A 25,319-nucleotide genomic window follows, 5' to 3' on the forward strand; every position below is an offset into this window, starting at 1 on the left:
CAGGTCCCGTCAGGTCGGGCTTTCAGTTGCAGGCCCGAGTGATGCGTTTACTTGATTGTTGAAGGATTGCGCGAGACCCTGACGACCGTCCAATATCAAATGAATCTCCCACCATACCCTGGAGGTCTGATGGAGCTGCGCCACCTGCGTTACTTCAAAGTCTTGGCCGAGACCCTGAACTTCACCCGCGCCGCCGAGCTGCTGCACATCGCCCAGCCACCACTGAGTCGGCAGATCAGCCAACTGGAGGACCAGCTCGGTACCCTGCTGGTGGTGCGCGAACGTCCGCTGCGGCTGACCGAAGCCGGCCGCTTCTTCTACGAGCAGACCTGCACTGTGCTGCAGCAGTTGCAGAACATCAGCGACAACACCCGCCGCATCGGCCAGGGCCAGCGCCAGTGGCTGGGCATCGGCTTTGCGCCCTCCACCCTGTACACCGTGCTGCCGGAGCTGATCCGCGAGCTGCGCCAGGACAGCGAGCTGGAACTGGGCTTGAACGAGATGACCACCTTGCAACAGGTGGAGGCGCTGAAAAGCGGGCGTATCGACATTGGCTTCGGGCGCATTCGCATCGACGACCCAGTGATTCACCAGCAGGTGCTGTGCGAGGACCCACTGGTGGCCGTGCTGCCCAAGGGCCACCCCCTGGCGGGCCGCCCGCTCAGCCTGGCCCAACTGGCTGGCGAAGCGTTCATCCTCTACCCGGCCAATCCCCGGCCCAGCTATGCCGACCACGTGCTGGCGCTGTTCGCCCACCACGGCATGAGCATTCGTGTCAGCCAGTGGGCCAACGAATTGCAGACCGCCATCGGCCTGGTAGCGGTTGGCGTCGGCGTGACTCTGGTGCCGGCATCGGTACAGCAGCAGCACCGTACCGATATCGAGTATGTCGACCTGCTTGATAGCGGCGCCGTCAGCCCGATCATCCTCAGCCGACGCAAGGGTGATGTAAGCCCGATCGTGCAGCGGTGCCTGGCGTTGATCGAGCAACAGGCCATATGAACACACCATGCACCTTGTGGGAGCGGGCGCGCCCCACAGGGACTGTATAGCCCTGCCCCATTGCCTATGCGTGCCCCGTATACCCATCGGTATATGGATGTTCCCGATGATCTGTTTCATGCTCCAGCACGCGAATCGCGAAACGCCCGGGCTCAAGACAGTCAATCAAAAATCATCGGGAGTCGAACATGGCTGGACGTCTTAACGGCAAGGTGGCGCTGATTACTGGCGGTGCGGGTGGCTGCGGGCTGGCCGCATCGGAGCTGTTCGCGGCAGAAGGGGCCAGGGTGGGCATTGTCGACCTGCCCGGCAGCAAGGGCGCCGAAGTTGCAAGGCGATTGCGTGATGCAGGTTACCAGGCCATCTTCGCTGCCGCCGATGTCTCGGACGCACAGCAAGTGAAGGCCGCGGTGGCGGCCGTAGAAGAGGCCTTCGGCCACATCACCGTGCTGATGAACCACGCGGGCATCCTGTCGGCCATGCCCTTCCTGGAAACCAGTGAAGAAGAATGGGACCGGATCATGGCCGTGAACGTGAAGAGCATGTTCCTGGTCACCGGCGCGGTGTTGCCGGGCATGCTTGCGGCCGGCGGCGGCAGTATCGTCTGCACCTCATCAATCTCGGCAGTGGTGGGCACGCCGATGGAGGTGCTGTATTGCACCAGCAAGGGTGCCACGCATATGTTCGCCCGGGCCATCGCTGTGGAGTTTCGCGACCGAGGCATTCGCGCCAATGCCATCTGCCCGGGCTTCATCGCCACCGCCCACGGCCTGCGCGAGATCGACATGTTGCGCAAGCATGGCGTAGACGTCAGCGAACAGGCCATCGCTGCCGCCCAGGGGCGCTTGTGCCAACCCTCGGAAGTCGCCAGCGCAGCCTTGTTCCTGGCCAGTGACGACGCCAGTTTCGTCAACGGCGCGCACCTGTTTGCCGACAATGGCTACACCGCCCTCTGATTACAAGAACAACCGGCAGGAGAACGATGTGAGTACCTCTTCCAACAACATGCATATCAACGAATTCGGCCTTGAACACGCGCACTGGCGCAACTGGGCCGGTAACCAGTCCTGCATCCGTGCAGCACGCGGGGCACCGGCCAGCGAGGACGAATTGTGCTCAATGGTCAGCCAGGCCAGCAGCAATGGCATGAACGTGCGCGTGGCCGGCTCGGGGCATTCCTTCACCCCGGTGGCACTGACCAATGGCCTGCACCTGACCCTGGCCAACATGAGCGGCGTACGCCATGTCGACCACGAGAAAAAGCGCGTCACCGCTGCCGCCGGCACCACCATCAATGCCTTGGGCAAGACATTGCGTGCCGCCGGGTTGTCAATGGTCAACCAGGGCGACATCGACAGCCAGTCTATTGCAGGCGCATTGACTACCGGTACCCACGGCACCGGTCTGACCCTCGGCAACCTGGCCTCGTCGATTGTCGGCATGAAGCTGGTGCAACCCGATGGCGAAATACTCGTGGTCGACGAAAGCACCCCCGACCTGCTACAGGCGGGCCGGGTGTCGCTGGGCGTACTGGGCATTGTTTCAGAACTGACCTTGCAGGTGACCGACAGCTTCAACCTGCACGAGCGCATCTGGCGCGAAGACTTCGAAAGCGTGATGGAAAAGCACGACGAACTGGCACGTAAACACCGCCACTTCAGCTTCTTCTGGTGCCCCTACGAGCAAAGCCGGCATTGCTATTGCCTACCCGATACCGCCGCCACCTCTACAAGCGGGCGCACCACCGATGTCTGCGAAGTGAAGGTCATGGACATCACCGACCACCCGATCTGGGAAAGCGAGTTCGAGAAAGTGGCCTACAGCTCGGATGTGTACCCGATCGAGTACCTGCCCAACTTTCACGAGCTGGAATACGCTGTGCCGTTGCGCCACAGCAAGGAAGCGTTGCGGGCCGTGCGCAAGCTGATGCTGGAGGACTTCCCCAAGGCCATCTACCCCATCGAGTACCGCTTTACTGCCGGAGACGGGGCGTGGATGAGCCCATTCTTCGAGCAGGACAGCGTGACCATTTCGGTGTCCGGCCAGCCGGGTACCGACTACTGGGACTATCTGCGGGCGGTGGATCAGATCCTGCGTTCCTATGGCGCCAGGCCGCACTGGGGCAAGCTGCATTTCCTGACGGGTGAAGATGTGAGTGCAATATACCCGCGTGCCGAGGACTTCCGTAAGCTGCGCCGCCAGCTCGATCCGCAAGGGATCTACCTCAGCGAGCACCTGAGTCCGCTGTTCAGGTGACCTGTACCTGATACAGCAAGGGGCTGCTTTGCAGCCCCTTGCTGTATCAGCCCTTGGCCAGATAATCGATAAACAGGCGAAACAGTTCGGCGTTGGATGAAATTTCCAGGCGCTGATAGATGTTGTGCTTGTGCACCTTTACCGTCCCATCGGAAATATTCAGCTGCCGCGCAATCGACGCATTGCTGTGCCCCTGTAACAACAACTTGGCGATAAGGCGCTGGGTTTCAGTCAGTTGCCCTTGCAAGATCTCTACGAAGGCGTCCTCCAGCACCACCCCCTCTGGTGCCGCGCGCAGGATATCAGCGTAACGCAATCGACAGTGCTGACCAAAAACCGAAGCCAGCAGCGGCGACATTGCCGCCAACAGCTCCATTTCCCCTGCATCGAAATCCCCACTGCCGTGGTTGCGCATCAGCGAATAGACGATCGCCAACTGGGGCCGCAGGGGAATGATGAAGCCCACCTCATCCACCGCCGTCCCATAGTCGGACGACACACAGGGGTGGATGTCCTTGGAAATGGCAAACCCTGAAGAGAAGAAGCAGTCAGGTGCCAGTTCGCTCATGCGCCATAGCCCGGATGGGTGCTCGTTGACGCAAGCAACGTAGAACGGGTCAAGCAGGTAGCCGCCGCGCACGTAGGCGTTCAACGTACGCTCCGTGACCGTACGGTTGTACCCGTTATGCACCAGCAGTGCTGGTTGATTGAACTGGAACAGGTAGGCGCAACTCATGTCGAACGTCAGCTTGCTGCGCAGCCACGCATCCAGCGCCGGTCCCAGCTGTTCGCTGCCGATCGCCTCGATCACCGCTGCCAACTCGTTTGCCTCATCTTTTGTCATTGCTCACCACACGCTCATGCACCGAAGGCCTGCATGACCTTACCGCCTTGATCGGTTAAAAACACAAAATCCGGAGCGCCCAGGACGCTCCGGATCATGTGCATGACGCTTTTGCTCAGGACGGCTCGGCCACCCCCTTGCAGACACCTGCGGCAGCGTCCTGACGTCCCAGCTCCTGCGCCTTGGGCACCGCCAGCCAACTGGCCAGCAGCATGGCGATCAGGCCGCCACTGAGTTTGCCTATCATCAACGGCAGTATCAGCGAGGGCTGGAAGTTGGCGGAGAAGGCCATGTGGTCGCCAAAGGTGAACGCGGCGCACACAGAGAAAGCGATCACCAATACCTTGTCCTTGGGCGGCATTTCGCTGACCAAGCGAAACATGGCCAGGATATTCGCCGAGGCCGCCAATACCCCGGCCGCACCGACACCAGACATGCCAAAGCGCGAGGCCACCCGTTCGATTGGCCGCGCCAGGAAGCGCTTGAGCAAGTGCACCATGGGGAACGCCCCGCACAGCATCAGGCCGATGTAGCCAGCAATTTCCAAGGCGCGAAACTGATCATCGGCATCGGCGATGATCGGCGCAAAACCCCAGCTGCCGAACAGGTGGCTGAACAGGCCGGTGAAGTACTGCACGATGGACGCTACCAGCACCAACACCACGGCGATGTACATGAACTGGCCGAGCTTGAGGAACAGGTACACCATCAGTGTGGGGAAGTAGCGCAATGCCGCTGCCAGGGCAATGCAAAACAGGATCAACGGCATCAGGTTGCGCAGCAGCATTGCCCAGGTGAAGTGCAGTGCCTGGGTAGCGGCGCCAGTGGTAGCGATGTCCGGACGCACGCTCAGGCCAAGCGCCTGCATGGTCATGGCAATGATCATGATGCTCAGCGGAATGGTCAGCAGCCCGGCCATGATCCCCAGTGCCATGTACTTATGGTCGGCCTTGTGCAGCATGGCCAGCCCGACCGGAATGACGAAGATGATGGTGGCGCCGCACTGAAAGCCGGTGATCAGGCCGAGGATCCAGCCTTCCTGGCTTTGCGCCAGCGCTTTGGCTAACTGGTAGCCGCCCATGTCCGAGGCGATGAAGATGGGACCGGCAATGCCAGGGTCGGCCCCGATGGCCTGGAACAGTGGCGCGATCACATGACTGATACCTGCTGAAATGTACGGGATCGCCGCCATGATGCCGGCTACCGGGATAAAGATGGGGCCGATGCTGTGCAGGCCGGCGATGAACTCCTGGCCCAGCTCGCCTTCAGGGTTGTAGATGGATGCCACGGCACCCAGTACCGCGCACACCATGATGACGTAGATGACATAGGTGCCGATGCTTTCCATTTGCCGCCTCATTTTTAGAGTTTTGGGTTGGCAGGACTGAAATGTAACGGGGCATCGTTGTTGTTATGGCTTGAGCATGGCGCGCCCCGTCGAGGGTTAAGCTATGCGGCAAGGTGCAGGGCTGTCCATATACCGGGAGGTATAGAAAATTGATCACCGCGTTACGCTAAGGATTTCCAGCTGATCACCGCGTAACCAGTCGATAAACCGTGCAAACAACTCCGATTGCGAGTTGATCTCAAGTTTCATGTACAGGTTCTTGCGGTGCATGCGCACGGTCTCCGGCGAGATACCCAGCTCCAGCGCGGTGGATTTCACCGAGTGCCCGCGCAAGATCATGTGCGCCACTTCCCGCTCGCGGTCGGTCAGCACCTGGCAGCCAAAGCTGTCGAACGCTGCCTGCAGGCTGCTGCGCTCGGTTGATGCAGCGCCCGGTTCCAGGTTGTGCCGGGCATAACGCCCCAGCAGTTCGCGCACCATCGGCTCCAGCGCACGCAACAGGTCGACCTGCCCGGCATTCAGGCGCGTGCCGCTGCAGCCCTGGAACAGGCTCAGCGACAGCTTGCGGCCTGGGCTGAGGTCGACGATGTAGTAGCTGTCTTCACTACAACCTGTACCCAGGTAATAGGCCTTGTAGTAGTCGCTTTCGAAGAAGTTGTCGGGGGCGATTTCCTGCAGGTGGTAGAAACCTTCGGCCAGGCCGCTTTGCACGGCAAGGCAGAAAGGGTCCAGCAGGTAGCCGGCACTGAAATAGCGCTCCAGCACGGCGGCCCGGTGCCGTTCGGGGATGCCTTGCTGGTACAGCAACTGCGGCGCCCGCCCCTGGCACTCAAGGCTGATCATCATCGACTCCACCTGCACCAACTGGCCGATGGCAGCGGCCACATACGCCAGCGCCTCGGGGGTTTCGCCATGGGCCAGGGCGCGTTGCAACGCCGCATGCCACTGCTGCAGCGCGCCCATTGTGAGGGTAAGCGGGGTGTCGGGAGAGGCCTGGGTCATGCCCGGCAGTCTAGCCTGCCAGGCACGCCCGCGCACAGCCCTTTGCGCCAGGTTCATCGGCCTTGGTACAGGCCAAGCGCAGTGAGTTCACGCGCGGTTTCGATGATGCACTGGCGCAGGGTCTCGACGATCTCGTCCACCTGTGCATGGGTGATGATCAACGGAGGCGACATCACGTTCAGGTGCATGATCGGACGCACCAGCAAGCCTTTTCCCTGCGCCTTGCTGTGGATGCGTTCGCCGATGTTCACCTCATCGGCGAACAGTGCCTTGCTGGCCTTGTTGGCGACGAACTCGACACAGGCCATCAGCTTCATGCAGCGCACATCCCCCACCAGCGGCAGCTCGCGCAGGCTCTGCAAACGTTGCTCAAGGTAACCCCCCACGTCCTTGACATGATCGAGCAGTTGCTCGCGCTCGATGATCTCGATGTTCTTAAGCGCCGCCGTGCAACACACCGGGTGGCCGCTGTAGGTGAAACCGTGGGTGAAGCAACGGCCCTTGCCCGGCTCGGCAATCACTTGCCAGATGCGCTCGGAAAAAATACACGCACCCAGCGGCAGGTACGCCGAGGTCAGGCCTTTGGCGGTGGTGATGATGTCAGGGATGACGCCAAACAGTTCCTCGCTGGCGAAGAAGGTGCCCAGGCGCCCGAACGAGGTCACCACTTCGTCGGCGACGAACAGGATGTCGTAGGTCTGGCACAGCTGCCACATGCGCTGGAAGTACCCCTCGGGCGGAATGATCACCCCGCCCGAGCCCATGATCGGCTCGGCGAAGAATGCCGCCACGTTGTCGGCACCCAGCGAGAGGATCTTGTCCTCGAACTCCGCTACCAGAAAGTCGAGGAACTCCGCCTCGTCCATGTCGTCTGGCGCGCGGTACGGGTTGGGGTTGGAGACGTGGTGGATCAGGTCGTGGTGGTAATCGAACTCCGCCACCCGGTCGGCGGCCTTGTTGCCAATCGACATGGTCAGGGTGGTGGAGCCGTGGTAGGCGTTGTCGCGGGCGATGATGTGCTTCTTGTGCGGTTTGCCTCGGCAGTTCTGGTAGTACTGGATCAGCCGGTAGGCCGTATCGACTGCGGTGGAGCCGCCCGTGGTGAGGAACACATGGTTCAAGTCACCCGGCGCCAGCTGCGCGAGCTTCTGGCACAGTTCGATGGCGACGTCGTTGGCCATGTCGGAGAACGGGTTGGAATAGGCCAGCTGGCGCACCTGGTCAGCGATGGCCACGGCCATTTCCTCACGGCCCAGGCCAATGTTGGTGCACCACATGCCGCCGACGGCATCGAGGAAACGGTTGCCATGGGTGTCGCGAATGTAGGCGCCTTCACCGGCGACGATGTTCAACGCACCTTGTTCGCGGTGCTCGTCGAACACATGGTAGCCGTGCATGTAGTGGGCCTTGTCGGCGTCCACCAGCGGGTCGTGGGCAATGGCGAATGCTTTGCTTGGGGTGGCCATGGGCAGCTCCTTGGCGGGAATCGTTGGGCGGTGTTCAGAAACCGGTCTTGACCGTGCTCCAGACCCGGGTGATGGCACGCATGTCCTTCGGGCTCTGGGTTTTCTGCGCGAACAGGCGTTCGCGGGTGGGTGCGTCGGGGTAGATGGCCGGGTCCTGGCGAATGTCATCACGCACCAGCGCGGTAGCGGCAGCGTTGCTGTTGGCGTAGTGGATGTAGTCGGTGACCTTGGCCATGGTCTGCGGCTGCAGCAGAAACTCGATGAAGCGGTGGGCGTTGGCCGCGTGCGGCGCATCCTTGGGGATGTACAGGTTGTCGAACCAGATCAGCGAGCCTTCCTGGGGGATGAAGAACGACAGTTTGATGTCCTTCTTCGCTTCCACTGCGCGGGCCTGGGCGGTGGCATAGTCACCGGACCAGGTCAGCGCCAGGCAGACATCACCATTGGGCAGGCTGGTGAGGTAATTCACCGAATCGAACTTGCGAATGTAGGGGCGGATACCCAGCAGCAGTTGCTCGGCCGCCTTGAGGTCGGCCGGCGACGCGCTGCGTGGGTCCTTGCCCAGGTACTGCAGGGCCAGTGGGATGACCTCGGTGGGCGCGTCCATCAGGGTGACGCCGCAGTCGGCGAAGCGCGAGACGATCCTGGGGTCGAACAACATGGCCAGCGAACCGATCGGCGCGTCGGGCATGCGCGCGGTGATCTTGTCGACGTTGTAGGTTACCCCCGAGCTGCCCCAGGTATAGGGCGCCGAGTACTTCAGGCCAGGGTCGTAGCCCTGCAGGTTGTTGACCACCTGCTGATCGAGGTTTTGCCAGCTAGGCAGTTGCTGCTTGTCCAGTGCCTGGAACACGCCGGCGCTGATCAGCGGGGGGACCAGCGAGGCGTTGAGCATGACCAGGTCGTAGCCGGAACGGCCGGTGAGCAGTTTGGTCTGCACGGTTTCGTAGCCATCGAAGGTGTCGTAGATGACTTTGATGCCGGTGGCCTTCTCGAAGTCGGCCAGGGTGGTTTCACCGATGTAGTCGGTCCAGTTGTACAACCGTAGCGTGTTGGGGCTGTCCACCTCTGCCGCCTGGGCCAGGCTGGCGCCAGACGCCAGCAGCAGACCGCCAATCACCTTCAGTACCTTGCGCATGGCAACTCCATCGTGTGAGTGCTCCGGATCGAGCCGATGGGTTCACTATCGGTGGATTTGCCCAGGGGTGACATACCCCGAATGTGTGGGTGGTCGCTTTTTGGCAGGTGGCGCTGGAAGGTTTGCAGAACATCGTATGCCGACAAAATGTTGGGGCTGCTTTGCAGCCCTTTCGCGACACAAGGCCGCTCCCACAAGGACGGTGCAGCCTTCGAAGCTGGCGGTAATCCTGTGGGAGCGGCCTTGTGTCGCGAAAGGGCCGCAACGCGGCCCCAGTGTTCAGTACAGGAGAAAGGTCACGTCAGCGGGTACAACGCTTCATCGAACTGCGCCAGGCGCGGGAACACCAGTGGCTGGTCGTCCGAAAGCTGCTCCAGACGCTGCCGGTATTGCTGCAGAAAGTCCTGCCGCGCATCAGCACTGATGTAAGGCACATGCCACGCCACGAACGGCGGCAACACCTCGAACCCGACATAGGCCAGCGTGCCCCGCAGGATCGGCCGCAGCATGTCTTCCAGCGGCCCGTGAATCGCGCCGTCGCCAAACATGTGCTCGCGCCCGCCCAGGGTCACGGTCACCAGCGCCCTCTTGCCGGCCAACCCGCCCTGGTCGTAGAAGCGCTTGCCGCCATAGCACACCCCCGACACCAGCACCCGGTCGATCCAGCCCTTGAGCATGGCCGGTGCCGAGAACCAGAAGATCGGGAAATTCAGCACCAGCAAGTCGGCCCACAACAACTTGTCCAGCTCCTGCTGGATGTCCGCGGCAATGGCGCCACGCTTGACCCCCTGGCGCTGCTCCAGCGCATACACGAGGTACTCGGGGTTCTCGCGCTGGGTAAAGTCATCGGCACTGGCCACCGGGTTCCAGCCCATGCCGTACAAGTCGCTGACCTGCACCTGATGGCCTTGGGCACGGAAGGTTTCCACCGCCTGGTCACGCAGGGCAGCCGTGAACGATTGCGGCTCGGGGTGAGCGTGGACGATCAGTACATTCACAAGCATTCTCCTCACACAAAACAGGTTATCTTGCCGCAGTGGCTCAGCACTGCACCGCCTTGACCTCGACGAACTCCGCCAGGCCCTCTTCGCCCCACTCGCGGCCGTTTCCCGATTGCTTGTAGCCCCCGAACGGCGCCTGGTAGTTGAACGCGGCACCGTTGATGTAGCACTGCCCGGCACGTATCTGCCGCGCCAGCGCCAGGCCCTGCTCGCGGCCGCCGGCCCACACTGCACTGGACAAGCCGAATGGCGAGTCATTGGCCAGGGCCACTGCCTGGGCTTCATCGGCATAAGGTATCAGGCACAGCACCGGGCCAAAGATTTCCTCCTGGGCGATGCGCATGCGGTTGTCGACGTCGGCGAACAACGTCGGCGCCACGTAGAACCCGCGCTCGAAGCCGCCGTGATCACCGCCGCACAACAAGCGCGCACCTTCTTCCTGGCCCAGGCGGATATAGTCGAGCACCGTGCGCCGCTGGCCTGCGGAACACATTGGCCCGAGGAAGCTGGTCGGGTCACGCGGGTCGCCCATGACCAGTGCACGGGTTTCGGCCTCGGCAATGTCCAGCGCCTCGGCATAGCGGCTGGTCGGCAGCAGCATGCGGGTCAGTGCCGTGCAGGTCTGCCCCGAGTTGATCATCACATCCTGCACGCCATGGCGCACCGCAGCGTGCAGGTCAGCGTCGGCGGTAATCAGCAGCGGCGACTTGCCGCCCAGTTCCAGGCATACCCGCTTTACCGTCGGTGCTGCTGCCTGCGACACCCTGACCCCGGCGCCGGTGGAGCCGGTAAACGACACCATGTCCACCTGCGGGTGCCGGGCCAGCGCTTCGCCGACCTTGGCCCCCGGGCCGCTGACCAGGTTGAACACCCCCGCCGGCAGGCCAATGGCCTCGATCATATCGGCCAGCAGGAACGCGTGCAGCGGTGTTTCCTGGCTGGGCTTGACCACCACCGTACAACCCGCGGCCAGGGCTGGCGCCAGCTTGCCGATCATCTGGTGCAGCGGGTAGTTCCACGGGTTGATGAATGCGCACACGCCAACGGCTTCGCGGTACACCAGCGAATTGCCGACGTCGCGCACCTCGTCCATCAGCCTGGCCAGTTCGGCGTATTGCTCCAACCCGGCAATCGGGCCTTCGACCTGCACCGCCTGGCACCACTGCACCGGCATGCCCAGCTCATCGGTGATGACCGCTGCCATTTCCGCTGCACGGTTTTTCAGCTGTGCGACCAATGCCCGGATGTACCCGGCGCGCACGCTGGACGGCGTGCGCGACCAGCCATCGAAGGCCCGCCGCGCCGCCATCACCGCCCGCTCGACATCGGCCTCGGTGCCCAAGGGTACCCGGCCAATGGCCTGTTCGGTGGCCGGGTCGATCACCTCAGCCATGCCCTGCCCGCTCGGCACCTGCCAGGCGCCATCGATGTACAGCCGCGCATACTCATGCATGGCCGTACTCCCGTTTCAGTTCGTCGGCACAGCGGGCAATGCGCTGGCAGGCATCGGCCAGCGCCTCATTGCCCAGCACCAGGCCCAGGCGGATATGCCCGGCAGCGCTAGGGCCGAATGCCTCGCCGGCGAGCACCGACACGCCCTGGCTGTCCAACAGGTAGTCGGCGAAGGCCTGGGCGCTGACGCCGGTTTCACGGATGTCGACCATCACGAACATGCCACCATCTGGCTTCAACGCCTTCAGGCCCGGGCAGCCGGCCAGTTGCTCGCACACCAGATCGCGCCGCTGGCGGTAGGCTTCGCGCATGGCGTCCAGTTCGGGCAACGGGTGCTCCAGCGCCACCACGGCGGCATCCTGGACGAAGTCCGGCAAGCCGTAGAGCATGCACAGGGCGAGGTTTTCCAGATGCGTGGCCAGTGCTGTCGAGCCGACCACCCACCCCATGCGCCAGCCGGTCATGGCATGCGATTTCGACAGGCTGTTCAGCGTTGCGGTGCGCTCGGCCATCCCCGGCAGGCTGCCGGGGCTGACATGCTCGCCTTCATACAGCAGCTCGCTGTAGACCTCGTCAGAGATCAGCCACAGGTTGTGGGCAACGCACAGTTCGGCCAGCGCTTCCCAGGTCGCGCGCGGCAGGCTCGCCCCTGAAGGGTTGTGCGGGCTGTTCAGGGCCAGCGCGCGGGTGCGCGGGGTAATGCGCTCGGCGACGTCACGCGGGCACACGCGAAAGCCATTCTCAGGCTTGACCGGTACCGGCACCACCTTGGCGCCGCAGGCACCGAACACGGCCTCGTAGGTGACATACATCGGTTCGGCAACGATCACCTCATCGCCTGGGTCGAGTATGCACTGGGCCACGCAGAACAACGCGCACTGAGCCCCCGCCAGCACTGTCACCTGGTCAGCGCTCACCGTCTGGCCGCTGCGTTGCCGGTGACGGTTGGCGATGGCCTGGCGCAGCGCCAGCTTGCCGCGTACATCGGCGTAATGAGTATGGCCAGCGCGCAGGCTGTCGATGGCCGCCTCGACGATAGGCGCGGGGGTGTCGAAGTCCGGGTCACCCACCGACAGCAACAGAATGTCCTTGCCCTCGGCCTGCAGCGCCAGGGCGCGGTAATGGATGTCCCAGGCCGCGGCCCCGTCGCCGGCGATGCGTTGGGTAAGCTTGGCGTAGCGCATGGCAATCTCCTTTCAATGGCAATTTCAGTCGACGAGCATCTTCGGGTTGGAACTGCCCCATACGGTGTACAAATCGGCGAGCAACGCGCCGTTGATTTCTTCCATCTCGGCCTGGGTGATTTCGCCCCCGGCCTGCTTGCCGAACAGCACCACTTCGTTACCCCCCTTCACATCAGGGAAGTCGGTGACATCGACCATCAGCGTGTTCATCGACACCTTTCCCACGACGGGCACGCGGTGGCCATTGATCAGCACATGGCCCTTGTTGGTGAATACCCGGCGGTAGCCGTCGGAGTACCCGACCGTAATGTTGGCCAGACGCGAATCACGGGCAAGGGTGAAGGTGCGGTCATAGCCTACGGTGTTGCCGGCCGGGTAGCTGTGCACCGCCGCCACGTGCGATTTGAACTGCATTGCACGTTTGTACTCGGTGCGCCCCGGCACGGTATCGCCGAACAGCGCGCCCCCCGTTCGTACCATGTCCAGGCGCGCTTCCGGCACTTCCAGCGTAGCGAACGAGTTGGCGGCGTGCAGGGTGAGCTTGCTGCGGTCTAGCCTGGCGTGCTTGATCAACCAGTCGGTCTGCTCGTTGAATGCCGCCAGGCCCTTGCGTACATCGTCCTTGTCTTCCACGGCGAAGTGGGTCATCAGCGCAACCAGTTCGAGGTGCTTCTGGTCGGTAATCTGCAGCGCTTCACCGCGGCCGGACCAGGTGGCCATCTCCACCCCGTTACGGCTCATGCCGCTGGAGTTGAACGCCAGATGGATGCGCAGGGTCTTGCCATGGCGCGCGGCGATGGCATCGGCCTGGCGGGCGAACTCAGCGCTGCCCACCAGCTCTTCCATGTCGTACTGCAAGGCATCTTCCAGCTCGCTCAGGCTGGCCGCACGGACCCGCACCAGTTGCCCGGTAAAACCGCTGGCGCGGACCACCCGGGCCTCCTCGTTGTTGGCCACCGCCACGCAGGGCACGCCCTGGGCGATGATCGACGGCATCACCAGACCGATACCATGGCCATAAGCATCGGCCTTGAGCACGGCGCACAGCCGGGACTTGCCGGCCAGCTCAGCCTGCAGGGTGCGGATATTGTGTTGCAGGGCACTGGCACTGACTTCGACCCAGGCGTTGCTGTTTTGCACGGTCAAGGCGTTGGTGCCGTTGTCCATCGACAACGGGGGGGCCGCATACAGGGGGGCCTGGCCGGTGATCAGTAGTGCCAGGGATGCAGCCAGAAGCGTACGGCGAAAGGGCATGATGGTTACTCGTGTTCTTGTCGTTGTGCGCGCCTTAACAGACGCAGGTGTGTTTGAGTTCGATGAACGTCACGCCGGGGGTGGCGAAGCCACTGGCCAGGTCGGCCTGCAGCGCGTCCAGGTCACGTGGCTGGTGCACGGTGCAACCGAAGGCGCGGGCCAGGCCGATGAAATCCGGGTTGCGCGGCAGCACGCCGACCGGCTCGATATCCAGGCCGAGCATATCGTCGCGGATCTGGCCGAGGGCGTCATTGTTCCAAAGCAACACCACCAGCGGCCGGTGCAGCTCCTCGACGGCAGTGGCCAGCTCCTGGGCGGTGTACAGGAAGCCGCCATCACCCACCAGTACCAGGCCGGGGCGGTGGTCGCTGGCGAACATGCCACCAATGCCGGCCGGCAGGCCGTAGCCGAGGGTGCCGTAACCGGTGGGGTGCAGCCAGCTACGTGGCGCTCGGCTGGCGAAGGCGTAGTTGCCGGTATAGGCCAGCTGGGTCATGTCGCTGCTGATGAAGGCATCGTCAGGCAGTACGGCGGCGATACGGTCCAGAATGGCCTGGTGCGTGGCCTGCAACGGGGCATGCCCATTGCGGATGGCCTGGCGCAGGGCGGCCACCGCCGCGCTGGCCTGGGCCGGGTCACGCTCAAGGGCAGGCAGGTGTTCGAGCAAACCGTCCAAGGTTTGCCGGGCATCGCCCTGCAGGGCAATGGCACAGGGGTAGAAATCGTTGAACTTGCGCGGGTCGATGTCGACGCGCAGCAGCTCGCCGCGGATCGGCAGGCGCTCACGCCAGAAGTCGGTGTCGGCCATTTCGGTGCCTACGGCAAGCACCACATCAGCCTGGCTGATCAACTGCCAGCCGGGTTCTACGCACAGGCTGGCGCCTGCATTGAGTGGCGCATCTGGCGACAACAAGCCCTTGCCGGCCACGCTGGTGAACAGAGGCGCCGCCAGCCGCGTACTGAGTTGCTGCAACTGTTCAGCCGCGTGCAACGCGCCCCCACCGGCGATGATCATCGGCCGCTTGGCGGCGGCGAGCTTCAGGGCAGCCTGCTCAAGGGTTTCGCGGCACGGCTGGCCACGCCCCGGCCGGCGTACCACCTCATCGCTCCAGTCCCGGCTGACCGATGCCGCCAGCACGTCCAGGGGCACCGAAATATGCACCGGGCGCGGTCGTTCGCTGTCGAACACTGCCCAGGCGCGCGCGATCAGCTCGGGCAAGTCGTCGCCCTGCAGGGCCACCGCAGAAAACGCGGTAATGGGCGCAGTCATGGCGCGCTGGTCCTGGGTTTCGTGCAGGCAGCCCCAGCCCTTGCCCAGGCTGGCGGTGTGGTTGACGCTGGAAATCACCAGCATCGGCACCGAGTCGGCATAGGCTTGGCCGATGGGGGTGGCGACGTTGGTCACGCCCGGGCCGGTAATGACGAAGCACACCCCCGGTTTGCCACTGACTCGCGCATAGCCGTCGGCCATGAAGCCGGCGCCCTGCTCATGGCGGGTCAGTACATGGCGAATGCCACTGCCCGGCAGGCCGCGGTAGAGCTCCAGGGTGTGCACGCCGGGAATGCCGAACACGGTCTCCACGCCGTAGTTGGCCAACAACCGCACCAGCGCCTGGCCGGCAGTCAGGGTAAGGTCATTCATGTCGTTCTCCTTGCGCCCGGCCGAGGCGGATCAGCGCGTCGACCGCGGTGGTGCCATTGGCACCGACCATCAATGGGTTCACATCCAGCTCCAGCAACTGCCCGGCGTTTTCGCAGGCGTAATCGGCCACCGCGCGGATGGCCGAGACCAAGGCATCGAGGTTGGCGGCCGGACGGCCACGGAAGCCTTGCAGCAGGCTGGCACTACGCAGGCTCAGCAGCGCCGCCCGGATGGCGCTGTCGGTGGTGGGTAGCAACAGGCTGACACTGTCCTTGAGCAGTTCGACCAGCACGCCGCCGGTACCGATCACCAGGGCCAGGGCAAAGTCGTGTTCACGCTTGATGCCCACTATGAGCTCGGCCAAGGGCGGCTCGGCCATGGGCTCGAGCAGCACCTGATCAAACGCAACCTGCGGGGCGTAGTCAGCGATGCACTGGCGCATCTGCACCAGTGCAGCTTCCAGGGCGCGGGCATCACGCAGGTTCAACGCCACGGCGCCAGCTTCGGTCTTGTGCGGCAGCTGTGCGCTGACCGCCTTCAGTACCAGCGGGTAACCCACGCGGGCAGCGTCTGCCACAGCGCGCTCGGGCGTACTCAGCACACCTGCCGGCACCGGCAGACCGAAGGCGCGCAGGGCCTGCTTGGATTGCCATTCGTCCAACAGTCGGCTTTCGCCCGTGAGGGCCTGCGGGCACAGCGGTACCCGCGCAGCCTCGCCCTGGTCCAGCAACCGCTGGCGGGTCCTTTGGTAAGCGACGATGCGCCCCCAGGCCGCCAGGCCGTCTTCCACGCCCTGCAGGGCAGCGATGCCCCGCGCATGCAGGCGCTCACGCGCACTGGCAGGCAACAGTTCCGGGAAAGCCGAGGTGACGAAGCCGATCTTGCCGTGGCGTTCAACGGCATCGCAGTACAGCCCCAACAGCAGGTCGCACTCCTTGCGCTCGCCGGTGAACGCCGCCGGGTAGTCCAGCACCAGCATCGCCGCGCCCGCGGCGCCGCTCAGGGTACTGTCGAGCATACGTTGCAGGGCGGCTGCATCGCCCCAGATGGCCGTAGTGAAGTCCAGTGGGTTGACCAGGTTGGCATAGCGCGGCAACACCTCCGCCAGCGCCGCCACCTGCCCTTGCTCGAGCTTCGGCAGTTGCAGATGGTTGCGTTCGGCATAGTCGGCAATCAGCCCGGCATCGCCGCCTGAACAGGCCAGCGCAATCAGCTCGCCATCTGCCGGCAAGCGTCCGCAGGCTGCGGCCTTGAGCGTTTCGACAAAGCTCACCGGGCCGCTGACGCGGATCACGCCCAGGCGCTGGAACAGGCTGTCGTACAACGCATCGGAGCCGGACAACGAGCTGGTGTGGCTGAGCGCCAGTTCAGCGCCGATCTGCGAAACGCCGGTCTTCAATGCAATGATCGGCGTGCCCTGCTGCAGTGCCTTGCACGCGGCGCGGGCGAAGCCCGGCACGTTCTTCAGGCCTTCCAGGTGCAGGCCAATGGCGGTTACCCGTGGGTCATCGAGCAGTACATCCATCAGCTCGGCCACACCCAGTTGCGCCTGGTTACCGACCGAGGCCATGTAGGCAACCGGCAGGGAACGGTCGCTCATGGACAGGTTGTAGGCGAAGTTGCCACTTTGCGTGAGGATCGCCACCCCCTTCTCCACCTGCTGGCCACCATGCGCCACCGGCCACAGGGCGGCACCGTGCAGGTAGTCGAGCAAGCCATAGCAGTTGGGGCCGAGCAAAGCCATGTTGCCGGCGACGTCGAGCAGGCGTTGCTGCAACTGACAGCCCTCCTCGCCGCTTTCGGCAAAGCCCGAGGCGTAGCAGATTGCGCCACCGGCCCCGCGTGCAGCCAGCTCGGCAACGCACTGCAGGGTCAGCTCACGGTTGGTGGCGATGAACACCGCGTCCGGGGCGTAGGGCAAGTCGGCCACCCGTGCCACGCAAGGGATGCCTTCGAGGCTTTCATGCTGCGGGTTGACCAGCCACAGTTCACCGGCAAAGCCACCTTCGGCGCATCGCTTGAGCGCCCGCGCCATGCTGCGCCCGCCGATAAAAGCCAGGTGCCGGGGCGCCAGCAGGCGCTTGAGGTTGTCACGAATCGATTGCGACATGGGTGTTCTCCTGGCGCTCAGCGCAGCAGCGGGCGCAGCAGTTCGCGGGCGATGATATGCCGCTGGATTTCCGAGGTGCCCTCCCAGATGCGCTCGATACGCGCGTTGCGCCAGATGCGCTCAACCGGCCCTTCATCCATCAGGCCCATGCCGCCGAAGATCTGCACCGCTTCGTCGGCGACCTTGCCCAGCACTTCGCTGGCAAACAGCTTGGCCATGCCGGCCTCACCGTCGGTCATGCTGCCCTGGTCCATCTTCCAGGCGGTGTGCAGGGTGAGCATCTCGGCCGCGCGGATCTGTGTGGCCATGTCGGCCAGCTTGAACGACACCCCTTGGTAGCTGCCGATGGCCTGGCCGAACTGTTTGCGGTCGGCGGCCCATTGCAGCGACAGGTCAAGGGCGCGCTGGGCCTGGCCTACGCAGTTGGCGGCGACCATCACCCGCCCAGCGGTAAGCCAGGCGTTGGCCACTTCCCAGCCCTTGCCGACTTCGCCCAGCACCTTGCTGGCCGGCACCCGGCAGTCGTCGAAGAACAGCTCGTAGGTGTGATAACCACGGTTGCTCACGCACTTGGGACCACGGCGGATGGTCATGCCCGGCGTACCCCGGTCGACCAGCAAGGCGGTGACCGCATTGCGCTTGCGCCCGTTGTGCTCGTAGGTGTCGGTGACAGCGAAGACAATGGCGAAATCGGCGTGGCCCGCGTGGCTGATGAAGTGCTTGCTACCGTTGATGACAAAGTCATCGCCCTGACGCACGGCGCGGGTCTTGATGGCGTTGGCATCAGAGCCAGCGCCCGGTTCGGTGAGGGCGAAGCAGTCGATCTTCTCGCCCTGCACGCACGGCAGCAGGTAGTCGTTGATCTGCTCGTCCTTGCAGGCCATGAGGATTTTTGACGGCCGCGCAACGAAGACATGCAGCGCCCAGGACACCTTGGACAGCTCACGTTCGATCAGCGCCTGGGACAGGTAGTCCAGGCCGCCTCCTCCCACTTCCTCGGGCATGTTGAAGGCATAGAACCCGGCAGCGATGGCCTTGCCACGGATCTGCGCAGCCAGCTCGGGTGACACGGCGTCGGCGCGGTCCACCGCTTCCTCATGGGGCAGCAGTTCTTTGGCAACAAAGCTGCGTACCGCTTCCACCAACATTTCTTGTTCTTGGGTCAGTTGGAAATTCATCTGCGAAGGTCCTGATGAGGGTCGGGTATCGGATTACTGGCCGGTAAAACGGGGAGCGCGACGTTCCACCGAGGCTTGCAGGGCCTCGGCACCATCCTGGCTGCGGCCGCACAACAGGCCGGCGTGGCGCTCGGCTTCCAGCTGTTCAGCCAGCGTGCGCCGGGCACCGTCGCGCATCAGCCGCTTGGTCTGCGAATAGGCGAAGGTCGGGCCGTTGGCCAGGCGCCCGGCCAGCTCGGCGACGACGGCAGGCAACTGCTCGTCGGCACAGACTTCGCTGACCAAACCGGCGGCCAGGGCGCGATCGGCGCCCCACAACTCGTCGAGGAACAGCAGGCGCTTGGCCTGCTCGCTACCGATCAGCCGTGGCAGGTGCCAGCTGGCGCCGGCATCGGGGCTGTAGCCCATGCTGGTGTAGCCGGCCTTGAAGCGCGCAGAGGCAGCGGCGATGCGCAGGTCACAGCACAGGCTAAGGTCCATGCCTCCGCCCACGGCGGTGCCGTTGATGGCGGCGATGGTGGGTTTGTCGAGGCTGTGCAGGCGCAACATCAGGGCATGGGCAGTTTCGGTCCAGCCGTAGCTTTCCAGAGTGCCCGCCGCTTCCGCGGCTGCCCATTCGGCCAGGTCGGCGCCAGCGCAGAAGCTGCGGCCGCTGCCGGTCAGCACCACCACGCGAACGGTTGGGTCGCTGGCATGGCTGTCGAGCAAGGCGTGCAGTTGCTTGAGGGTGGGAATGTCCAGCGCGTTGCGCTGCTCGGGGCGGTTGAGGGTGATCCAGGCAACGCCGGCTTCGACCTTGCTCAACAGTGACGACGACGGGGTGGTCATGGGGGGCCTCGGTGTTGTTGTGATGGTTTTGGAGGGCTTGACGAGAAAGATACTAAACGAGTGTTCAACAAGGCGGGATGGGCTGTTACAACTTCGCACAACTCGGTATTTGGCGTTACACAAGGGCGTTCGTCGTGACGGCTTTATGGCCTGTGAGATCGCGCCCCGCACGGGCGGCGCTTGACCTCACAGGTACTGAAAATGCAGCGACCAACACCTGCCGCCGACGAACTACGGCATCAAACCCTTGGTGCGCTGGGCTCGAAGGCCCCCTGCCGGCGGCGGTTGACGAAGAAGTACGCCGCATAGCACAGGGCAATGAAGCCAAAGCCCCAGTACAGTGACGGCCGCTGGGTTTCGTCCAGCGCCAGGAACACGAACAGCGAACTGCACAGGGTGATGCACAGCAGCGGCACCAGTGGGTACAGCGGCGCCTTGTACTTCAGGTCCTGCAGTTGCCCGCCGTCGCGCAGCCAGGCCTTGCGGAAGCGGTACTGCGCCAAAGCGATGACGATCCAGGTCACGGTGCCGGACATACCGCTCACCGCCATCAGCACCATGAACAGCGTGTCAGCCGCAACGAAGCTGGTCATCAGCGAAATCAGCGCAAAGCACAGTGTGATGCTCAGCGCCCGCAGCGGCACGCCACGCTTGCTCAGCGGCGACAGGCTTTTGGGTGCCATGCCAGTCTTGGACATGGCCCAGAGGATGCGCGTGGAGGCATACAACCCGGAGTTACCTACCGAGAGGATGGCCGTGAGGATGACGAAGTTCATCAAGTCGGCGGCGTAAGGGATTCCGACCATGTCGAACACCTGCACGAACGGGCTTTCCATCAGCCCGGCCTGCTCGTGCGGCACAATGGCCGACAGCACGGCAATGGCCAGCACATAGAAAATCAGCACGCGGAACACCACATTGCGCACCGCCCGCGGGATGCTCTTTTCCGGGTGCTCGGTCTCACCGGCAGCCACCCCCATGATTTCACAGCCCTGGAAGGCGTAGACCACGGTCATCATCACCGCGAACACTGCCGACAGGCCATGGGGGAACAGCGACTCGCCCACCAGGTTGTTCAGCATCGGTGCGGGTGCCCCGCTGCTCAGGGGGATGGCACCGAAAATCACCAGCAGGCCAATGACGATGAAGCCGAGGATGGTTGCCACCTTGATGCCCGAGAACCAGTACTCGGCCTCGCCAAAGGCACGCGTGGCCAGGGCGTTGAGGCCGAACAGCACCACCACGAACAGTGCCGACCAGTACCAGATCGGCACCTCCGGGAACCAGCGGGTCATCAACATGCCGGCAGCGGTGAACTCCAGGCCTACGGTGGTGGCCCAGCTCATCCAGTACACCCAGCCGATCATGAACCCGGTGGCCGGGCCAATGTATTTGGTGGCGTGGGCCTGGAACGAACCGGACACTGGCATCTGCACCGACAGCTCGCCCAGGCAGACCATCACCAGGTACATCAGCAAGCCCGCGACCAAATAAGCCAGGATCGCGCCCACCGGCCCGCCCTGATTGATGGTTACGCCAGACCCCATGAACAGGCCGGTGCCAATAACCCCACCCAGCGACAGCATGAAGATGTGCCGGCTTTTCAGGGCGCGGGTGAGCTGGATCTTCTCAACGTTGTCAGTCATGGCACACCTCGCCTTTGCGGCCGGTGCGTGGGAGGGTTCGAATGAGGGGCTGAGCGCTACGGCATGTCATTATTCTTGTCTCCAATAAGCCTCATGGACCGTGTGCAACACGGTTGCCATGGATTATTGGAAACGGATGTAAGGTGCCGTTGTACGAACGGATCGAAGATGTAAAAAGTCGTAAGCTTTTTGTACGTCAGCTCTGGATCAGCTGTTCCAGCGTGGCGTTGGCCTGACCTAGCTGGGTGGCCAGCGGCTCGCCGAGGGCTTGCATGGCCTGCAGGTCATGCTGCCGGGCCGCCTCCTCCAGGCGACGCAACAGCGTAGCCAGCCCGGTAAACCCCAGGGAATCGCAGCTGCCAGCCAGGCGGTGGGCCAGGTGCAGCACTTCGGTGAAGTCCTGGGCTGGCAGCGCCTCGGCCAGCGCCATGGCGTGCTGCTGCAGTGACTGGTGCAGGACCTTCAGCAGGCCCTGCAACTTCTGCTCCCCCAGCAGTGAACGGTGGGTGTCGAGCAATGACCAGTCCATGTCTGCGCCAGCGCTGGCCACTTCACCGGGCGCTACGTCAGCCAACGCCTTGCGCAGGTTGTCCAGCCGCAAAGGCTTGGCCAGTACGCCCTGCATACCAGCGTCCAGATAACCCGCTACCTGGCCCGGTTGCACGCCGGCCGTCAGCGCCAGGATCCGACTGTTGCGGTTCGGCCCCGGCGAGGTGCGCAGCTGTCGGCACAACGCCACCCCGCTCATGCCCGGCAAGTGCACGTCCAGCAGAACCAGGTCGAAGCGCCGCTGCGCGCATGCCTGCAGGGCTTGCCCGGCGTCTTCGGCAAAGCTTACCCGGTGACCGTCGCGCATCAGCAGGCCACCGGCAACCTCACGGTTCAGCGCAACGTCTTCGACCACCAGGATATCCAGGCTGGGCAAGGGCGAAGGGGTTGGTGAACCCGCTGAGACGGGCTGCCCGCGAGCCATGTCGAGCTCGAACCAAAAGCAGCTGCCCTGCCCTTGAGCGCTCTCGAGGCCGATGCTACCGCCCAGCTTTTCCACCAGGTGCTTGCAAATCGCCAGGCCCAGGCCAGTGCCGCCATAGCGCAGGGTCACCGCTTCGCTGGCCTGGACGAAACGGTCGAAGATCTTCGCCTGAACGGCGGGTTCGATGCCGATACCGTTGTCACGGACCGACAGCCGCAAGCGCTGCGAGCATTCGTTACTGGCAAGCACCTGCACCGTAAGCTGTACCTGGCCGTGCTCAGTGAACTTGATGGCATTGGCCAGCAGATTGCTCAGCACCTGTCGCAGGTACTGCTCTGCGCCGTGCTGGTACGCGGCCAATTGCTCATCGACCTGCAGTTGCAGGGTGTCGGCATTGTCCATGGCCATGGGTTCGAGCAACGCCAGCACTTCCTGGCACAACTGACGCAAGGAAAACACCACCCGCTCGGCGCGGCTCTCGCCTTCTTCGAGCCGGGCGAAATACAGCACTTCGTTGAGAATCGCCAACAGCCCTTCGCCGGCCTTGTACAAGGCCTCGACACGCTGGCGGTCGGCGACCTCCAGGCGCCCGCCGCGCAGCAGTTCGGCCATGCCCAGAATACCGTTGAGCGGCGTACGCAATTCATGGCTCATGGTCGCCAAAAAGCGCGACTTGGCCAGGTTGGCTGCCTCGGCCTCGTCCTTGGCCCGAGCCAGGCTGGCCGTACGCCGCTCGACCATGGCCTGCAATTCGTCGCGTTTGTCCTGCAGTGCCAGGCGGTCGCGCTCACGGCGCTCGATATCGCTGAGGATGGCGCGGCGCATATCGTCCAGGGCATTGGCCACAGTGTCGATTTCGTCGGGGCGCGATGAACGACGGCGGCCAAGGCGCAAGGGCTCCTGCCACTGGCCTGCGCCAATGCGGCGGGCGAACTCGGCCATCACTTGCAGGTGGCGGGTGACCAGGCGGTAGAACAGCCCTGACAACGCCACTGCCAGGCCGCACAGAAACACACCCATCCACAACAGGCTGGCAAGGCCCGTGGCGTAAAGCCGCCGGTGTACCGCGCCAAGGTCGATGCTGACTTCCAGCTCCCCCAGATGCCTGACTGGCCCTGAGGGCGGCTGGTAGTCGAGGGGGAAGCGCTCGATGCGCAGCGGCCCTTGGGGGTCGGCCTCACCCCGTAACAGCGGGAAATCATCACTGACCAGACGCACCCGCGCCACATCGGAAAAGTCCACCAGGCCGCGCAGCTGAACATCCAGCTGCGCCTCGTCGAGGTCCCACAGGCTGCGTTCCAGGCTGGCCAGGTAGCCGGCACGGATCAACGCCATGCGTGCCTCTATATCCCGCATTTCGCGACGGTACTCGAAGTAAAGCTGCACGCCACTGGCCAGCACCGTGAAGCACAAGCTGAACAGCAGAATGAACAGCAGCAGACGGCGCAGCAGGCCATCGGTGCGCAGGCGGATCATCGTGCATCCGCCGGCAGGTTGATCATGTCGCGGTAAGTGACTTCACTTTGCTCCAGCCAACGCGCGATCTCGCCCGCCTGGTTCATCCGCTGCAACTGCGCATCGATTTCAGCCATGCGCTGGCTCAAGGGTGACTGTCGCGATACCGCCACTCGCAGGTAGTCCACGCTCAGTGCCGTGGGCAATGCGCGAATATCCTGCGCACCGGGCAGGTGCTCGATGAACAGCAGCCCGGTGCGCCGCTCCTGAATCACATAGTCGATGCGCCCGCGGATCAGCTTGCCAAAGTTCTGCTGGCTGGACGATACCCGCTCGATGTTCTGGTGGCGGGCGACGAAGCGGTCGAACTCGGCGCCATAGCTTTCACCGTACAGCAGGCCGCCGCGGTAACCCGCCAGGTCCTCCAGCTGCTGGAACTGCACCGGCCGCTTGCGGTTGTAGAACACGGCCACTTCCTCGCGCACCACCGGCACCTTGGAGAAACGCATGCGCTGGTCACGCTGGTCGCTGTTGTAGGCCAGCACCACATCCACCCGCCCGGCGGCGGCGTCCATCAGGCAGCGCTTCCAGTTGCCCAGCACGACGGTTTGCACCTCGTAGCCCATGCGCGCGAACAGTTCGCGCACCACGGTCGGGGCCAGGCCACGCACCTGGTGGCCGTCGCTCCAGGAAATGGGCGGGTACACCGGGTAGTCACAGTAACGCACCGGCTCACTGGCACTGGCGTGCAGGGTGGGCCACGTCAAGGCCAGCGCCAACAACCAGGCGCGATGAATCATGCTGCCACGCTGGCGGTGAACAGGTAGCCGGTGCCGTGAATGGTGATGATCAACTGCGGTTCGGCCGGGTCGTCATGCAGCTTGCGCCGCAGGCGGCCGACCAGCACGTCGATGGAGCGGTCGTTGGGCACCCACTCGCGGTTGCGAATCTGGTCCATCAACTGGTCGCGGCTGAGGGTATGGCCGCTGTTGCGTAGAAATACGCTGAGCAACTGGAATTCGCCGTGGGTCAGCAGGGTTTGCCCGCCACGGGCGTCGATCAGGCGCCGGCGGTCGGTATCCAGTGCCCAGTCGGCGAACTGCTTCAGCGACTGCGCACAGGCCGGGGCGGGGTGCGCCTCGCGGGCATGGCGCACGCGGCGGATCAGGTTTTTCGCCCGGGACACCAGCTCGCGGGGGTTGAGCGGTTTGATCACGTAGTCATCTGCCCCGCATTCCAGGCCAACGATGCGGTCGATGTCGTCATTGCGCCCGGTGACGAGGATGATGCCAACCTCCGAGCGCACCCGCAGTTCGCGGGTCAGGGTAAGGCCGTCCTTGCCGGGCAGGCGGATGTCCAGCAGCACCAGGTCGACATCCTGGCTGGCAAGCAGGGCTTCGGCCCCTTCGGCTGTATCGGCGCAGTGAACGTCGTAGCCTTCCTGGGACAGGTAGGCCTGCAGCAAGTCACGAATAAGCGGATCGTCATCGACGATCAATACCCGAGGCGTCATTGCGTGTTGTCTCTTTTTATTGGTGTT

20 protein-coding genes are annotated in these 25,319 nt (G+C 63.7%); 3 read left to right on the plus strand and 17 right to left on the minus strand.

Annotated features, from left to right (window positions below):
• The first annotated feature begins 129 nt into the window (after nt 1-129).
• From catR to ACF8GF_RS07990, 3 genes are all read left to right on the plus strand, one after another.
• Nucleotides 130-1,002, plus strand: a complete 873-nt coding sequence (gene catR / locus ACF8GF_RS07980) for an HTH-type transcriptional regulator CatR (protein WP_274148270.1) — start codon at nt 130-132, stop codon at nt 1,000-1,002.
• A gap of 188 nt (nt 1,003-1,190) precedes the next feature.
• Complete coding sequence (locus ACF8GF_RS07985; protein ID WP_012051983.1) at nt 1,191-1,958, plus strand: SDR family NAD(P)-dependent oxidoreductase; 768 nt, start codon at nt 1,191-1,193, stop codon at nt 1,956-1,958.
• 28 nt (nt 1,959-1,986) lie between these two features.
• On the plus strand, nt 1,987-3,258 hold the full coding sequence (locus ACF8GF_RS07990) for a D-arabinono-1,4-lactone oxidase (RefSeq protein WP_392487913.1): 1,272 nt from the start codon (nt 1,987-1,989) through the stop codon (nt 3,256-3,258).
• Between the two features lie 46 nt (nt 3,259-3,304).
• Here ACF8GF_RS07990 and ACF8GF_RS07995 read toward each other — a convergent pair whose 3' ends face one another.
• The 17 genes from ACF8GF_RS07995 to ACF8GF_RS08075 form a co-directional block, all read right to left on the minus strand.
• Nucleotides 3,305-4,102, minus strand: a complete 798-nt coding sequence (locus tag ACF8GF_RS07995; protein WP_176682455.1) for a LuxR family transcriptional regulator — start codon at nt 4,100-4,102, stop codon at nt 3,305-3,307.
• Between the two features lie 115 nt (nt 4,103-4,217).
• A complete protein-coding gene (gene eutH / locus ACF8GF_RS08000; RefSeq protein ID WP_176682454.1) occupies nt 4,218-5,450 on the minus strand; it encodes an ethanolamine utilization protein EutH in 1,233 nt (410 codons plus the stop codon).
• A gap of 153 nt (nt 5,451-5,603) precedes the next feature.
• Nucleotides 5,604-6,452 (minus strand): LuxR C-terminal-related transcriptional regulator, encoded by an 849-nt coding sequence (locus ACF8GF_RS08005; RefSeq protein ID WP_339443387.1) that lies wholly within the window; start codon nt 6,450-6,452, stop codon nt 5,604-5,606.
• 53 nt (nt 6,453-6,505) lie between these two features.
• Nucleotides 6,506-7,918 (minus strand): aminotransferase, encoded by a 1,413-nt coding sequence (locus ACF8GF_RS08010; protein ID WP_392487914.1) that lies wholly within the window; start codon nt 7,916-7,918, stop codon nt 6,506-6,508.
• Between the two features lie 34 nt (nt 7,919-7,952).
• Complete coding sequence (locus tag ACF8GF_RS08015; RefSeq protein WP_392487915.1) at nt 7,953-9,056, minus strand: polyamine ABC transporter substrate-binding protein; 1,104 nt, start codon at nt 9,054-9,056, stop codon at nt 7,953-7,955.
• 296 nt (nt 9,057-9,352) lie between these two features.
• The gene (locus ACF8GF_RS08020; RefSeq protein WP_176682450.1) at nt 9,353-10,054 is read right to left on the minus strand and encodes an NAD(P)H-dependent oxidoreductase; all 702 of its coding nucleotides are present in this window, start codon (nt 10,052-10,054) and stop codon (nt 9,353-9,355) included.
• 43 nt (nt 10,055-10,097) lie between these two features.
• Nucleotides 10,098-11,510, minus strand: a complete 1,413-nt coding sequence (locus ACF8GF_RS08025) for an aldehyde dehydrogenase family protein (protein WP_392461201.1) — start codon at nt 11,508-11,510, stop codon at nt 10,098-10,100.
• A complete protein-coding gene (locus ACF8GF_RS08030) occupies nt 11,503-12,693 on the minus strand; it encodes a pyridoxal phosphate-dependent aminotransferase (RefSeq protein WP_392461200.1) in 1,191 nt (396 codons plus the stop codon). The genes ACF8GF_RS08025 and ACF8GF_RS08030 overlap by 8 nt, the downstream gene beginning before the upstream one ends.
• Nucleotides 12,694-12,717: 24 nt before the next feature.
• Nucleotides 12,718-13,947: an alanine racemase gene (alr, locus tag ACF8GF_RS08035; RefSeq protein ID WP_176682447.1), complete on the minus strand. Its 1,230-nt coding sequence runs from the start codon at nt 13,945-13,947 to the stop codon at nt 12,718-12,720.
• Between the two features lie 34 nt (nt 13,948-13,981).
• The gene (locus tag ACF8GF_RS08040; protein WP_392461198.1) at nt 13,982-15,589 is read right to left on the minus strand and encodes a 5-guanidino-2-oxopentanoate decarboxylase; all 1,608 of its coding nucleotides are present in this window, start codon (nt 15,587-15,589) and stop codon (nt 13,982-13,984) included.
• A complete protein-coding gene (locus ACF8GF_RS08045) occupies nt 15,582-17,699 on the minus strand; it encodes an acetate--CoA ligase family protein (RefSeq protein ID WP_392487916.1) in 2,118 nt (705 codons plus the stop codon). The genes ACF8GF_RS08040 and ACF8GF_RS08045 overlap by 8 nt, the downstream gene beginning before the upstream one ends.
• 17 nt (nt 17,700-17,716) lie before the next feature.
• Complete coding sequence (locus ACF8GF_RS08050; protein ID WP_039613897.1) at nt 17,717-18,877, minus strand: acyl-CoA dehydrogenase family protein; 1,161 nt, start codon at nt 18,875-18,877, stop codon at nt 17,717-17,719.
• Between the two features lie 33 nt (nt 18,878-18,910).
• A complete protein-coding gene (locus tag ACF8GF_RS08055; RefSeq protein ID WP_176682444.1) occupies nt 18,911-19,705 on the minus strand; it encodes an enoyl-CoA hydratase/isomerase family protein in 795 nt (264 codons plus the stop codon).
• Nucleotides 19,706-19,944: 239 nt separating this feature from the next.
• Nucleotides 19,945-21,351, minus strand: a complete 1,407-nt coding sequence (locus ACF8GF_RS08060) for an amino acid permease (RefSeq protein ID WP_176682443.1) — start codon at nt 21,349-21,351, stop codon at nt 19,945-19,947.
• Between the two features lie 196 nt (nt 21,352-21,547).
• Entirely contained in the window at nt 21,548-23,800 is a 2,253-nt protein-coding gene (locus ACF8GF_RS08065) for an ATP-binding protein (RefSeq protein WP_176682442.1), read from the minus strand.
• Nucleotides 23,797-24,579, minus strand: coding sequence for an ABC transporter substrate-binding protein (locus ACF8GF_RS08070; RefSeq protein WP_176682441.1), 783 nt, complete (start codon nt 24,577-24,579; stop codon nt 23,797-23,799). Before ACF8GF_RS08070 ends, ACF8GF_RS08065 begins: the two co-directional genes overlap by 4 nt.
• A complete protein-coding gene (locus ACF8GF_RS08075) occupies nt 24,576-25,292 on the minus strand; it encodes a response regulator (protein WP_176682440.1) in 717 nt (238 codons plus the stop codon). Before ACF8GF_RS08075 ends, ACF8GF_RS08070 begins: the two co-directional genes overlap by 4 nt.
• Between the last annotated feature and the right edge of the window lie 27 nt (nt 25,293-25,319).

It is taken from the genome of Pseudomonas sp. yb_5, assembly GCF_043103865.1.
Taxonomy (GTDB): Bacteria; Pseudomonadota; Gammaproteobacteria; order Pseudomonadales; family Pseudomonadaceae; genus Aquipseudomonas; species Aquipseudomonas putida_Y.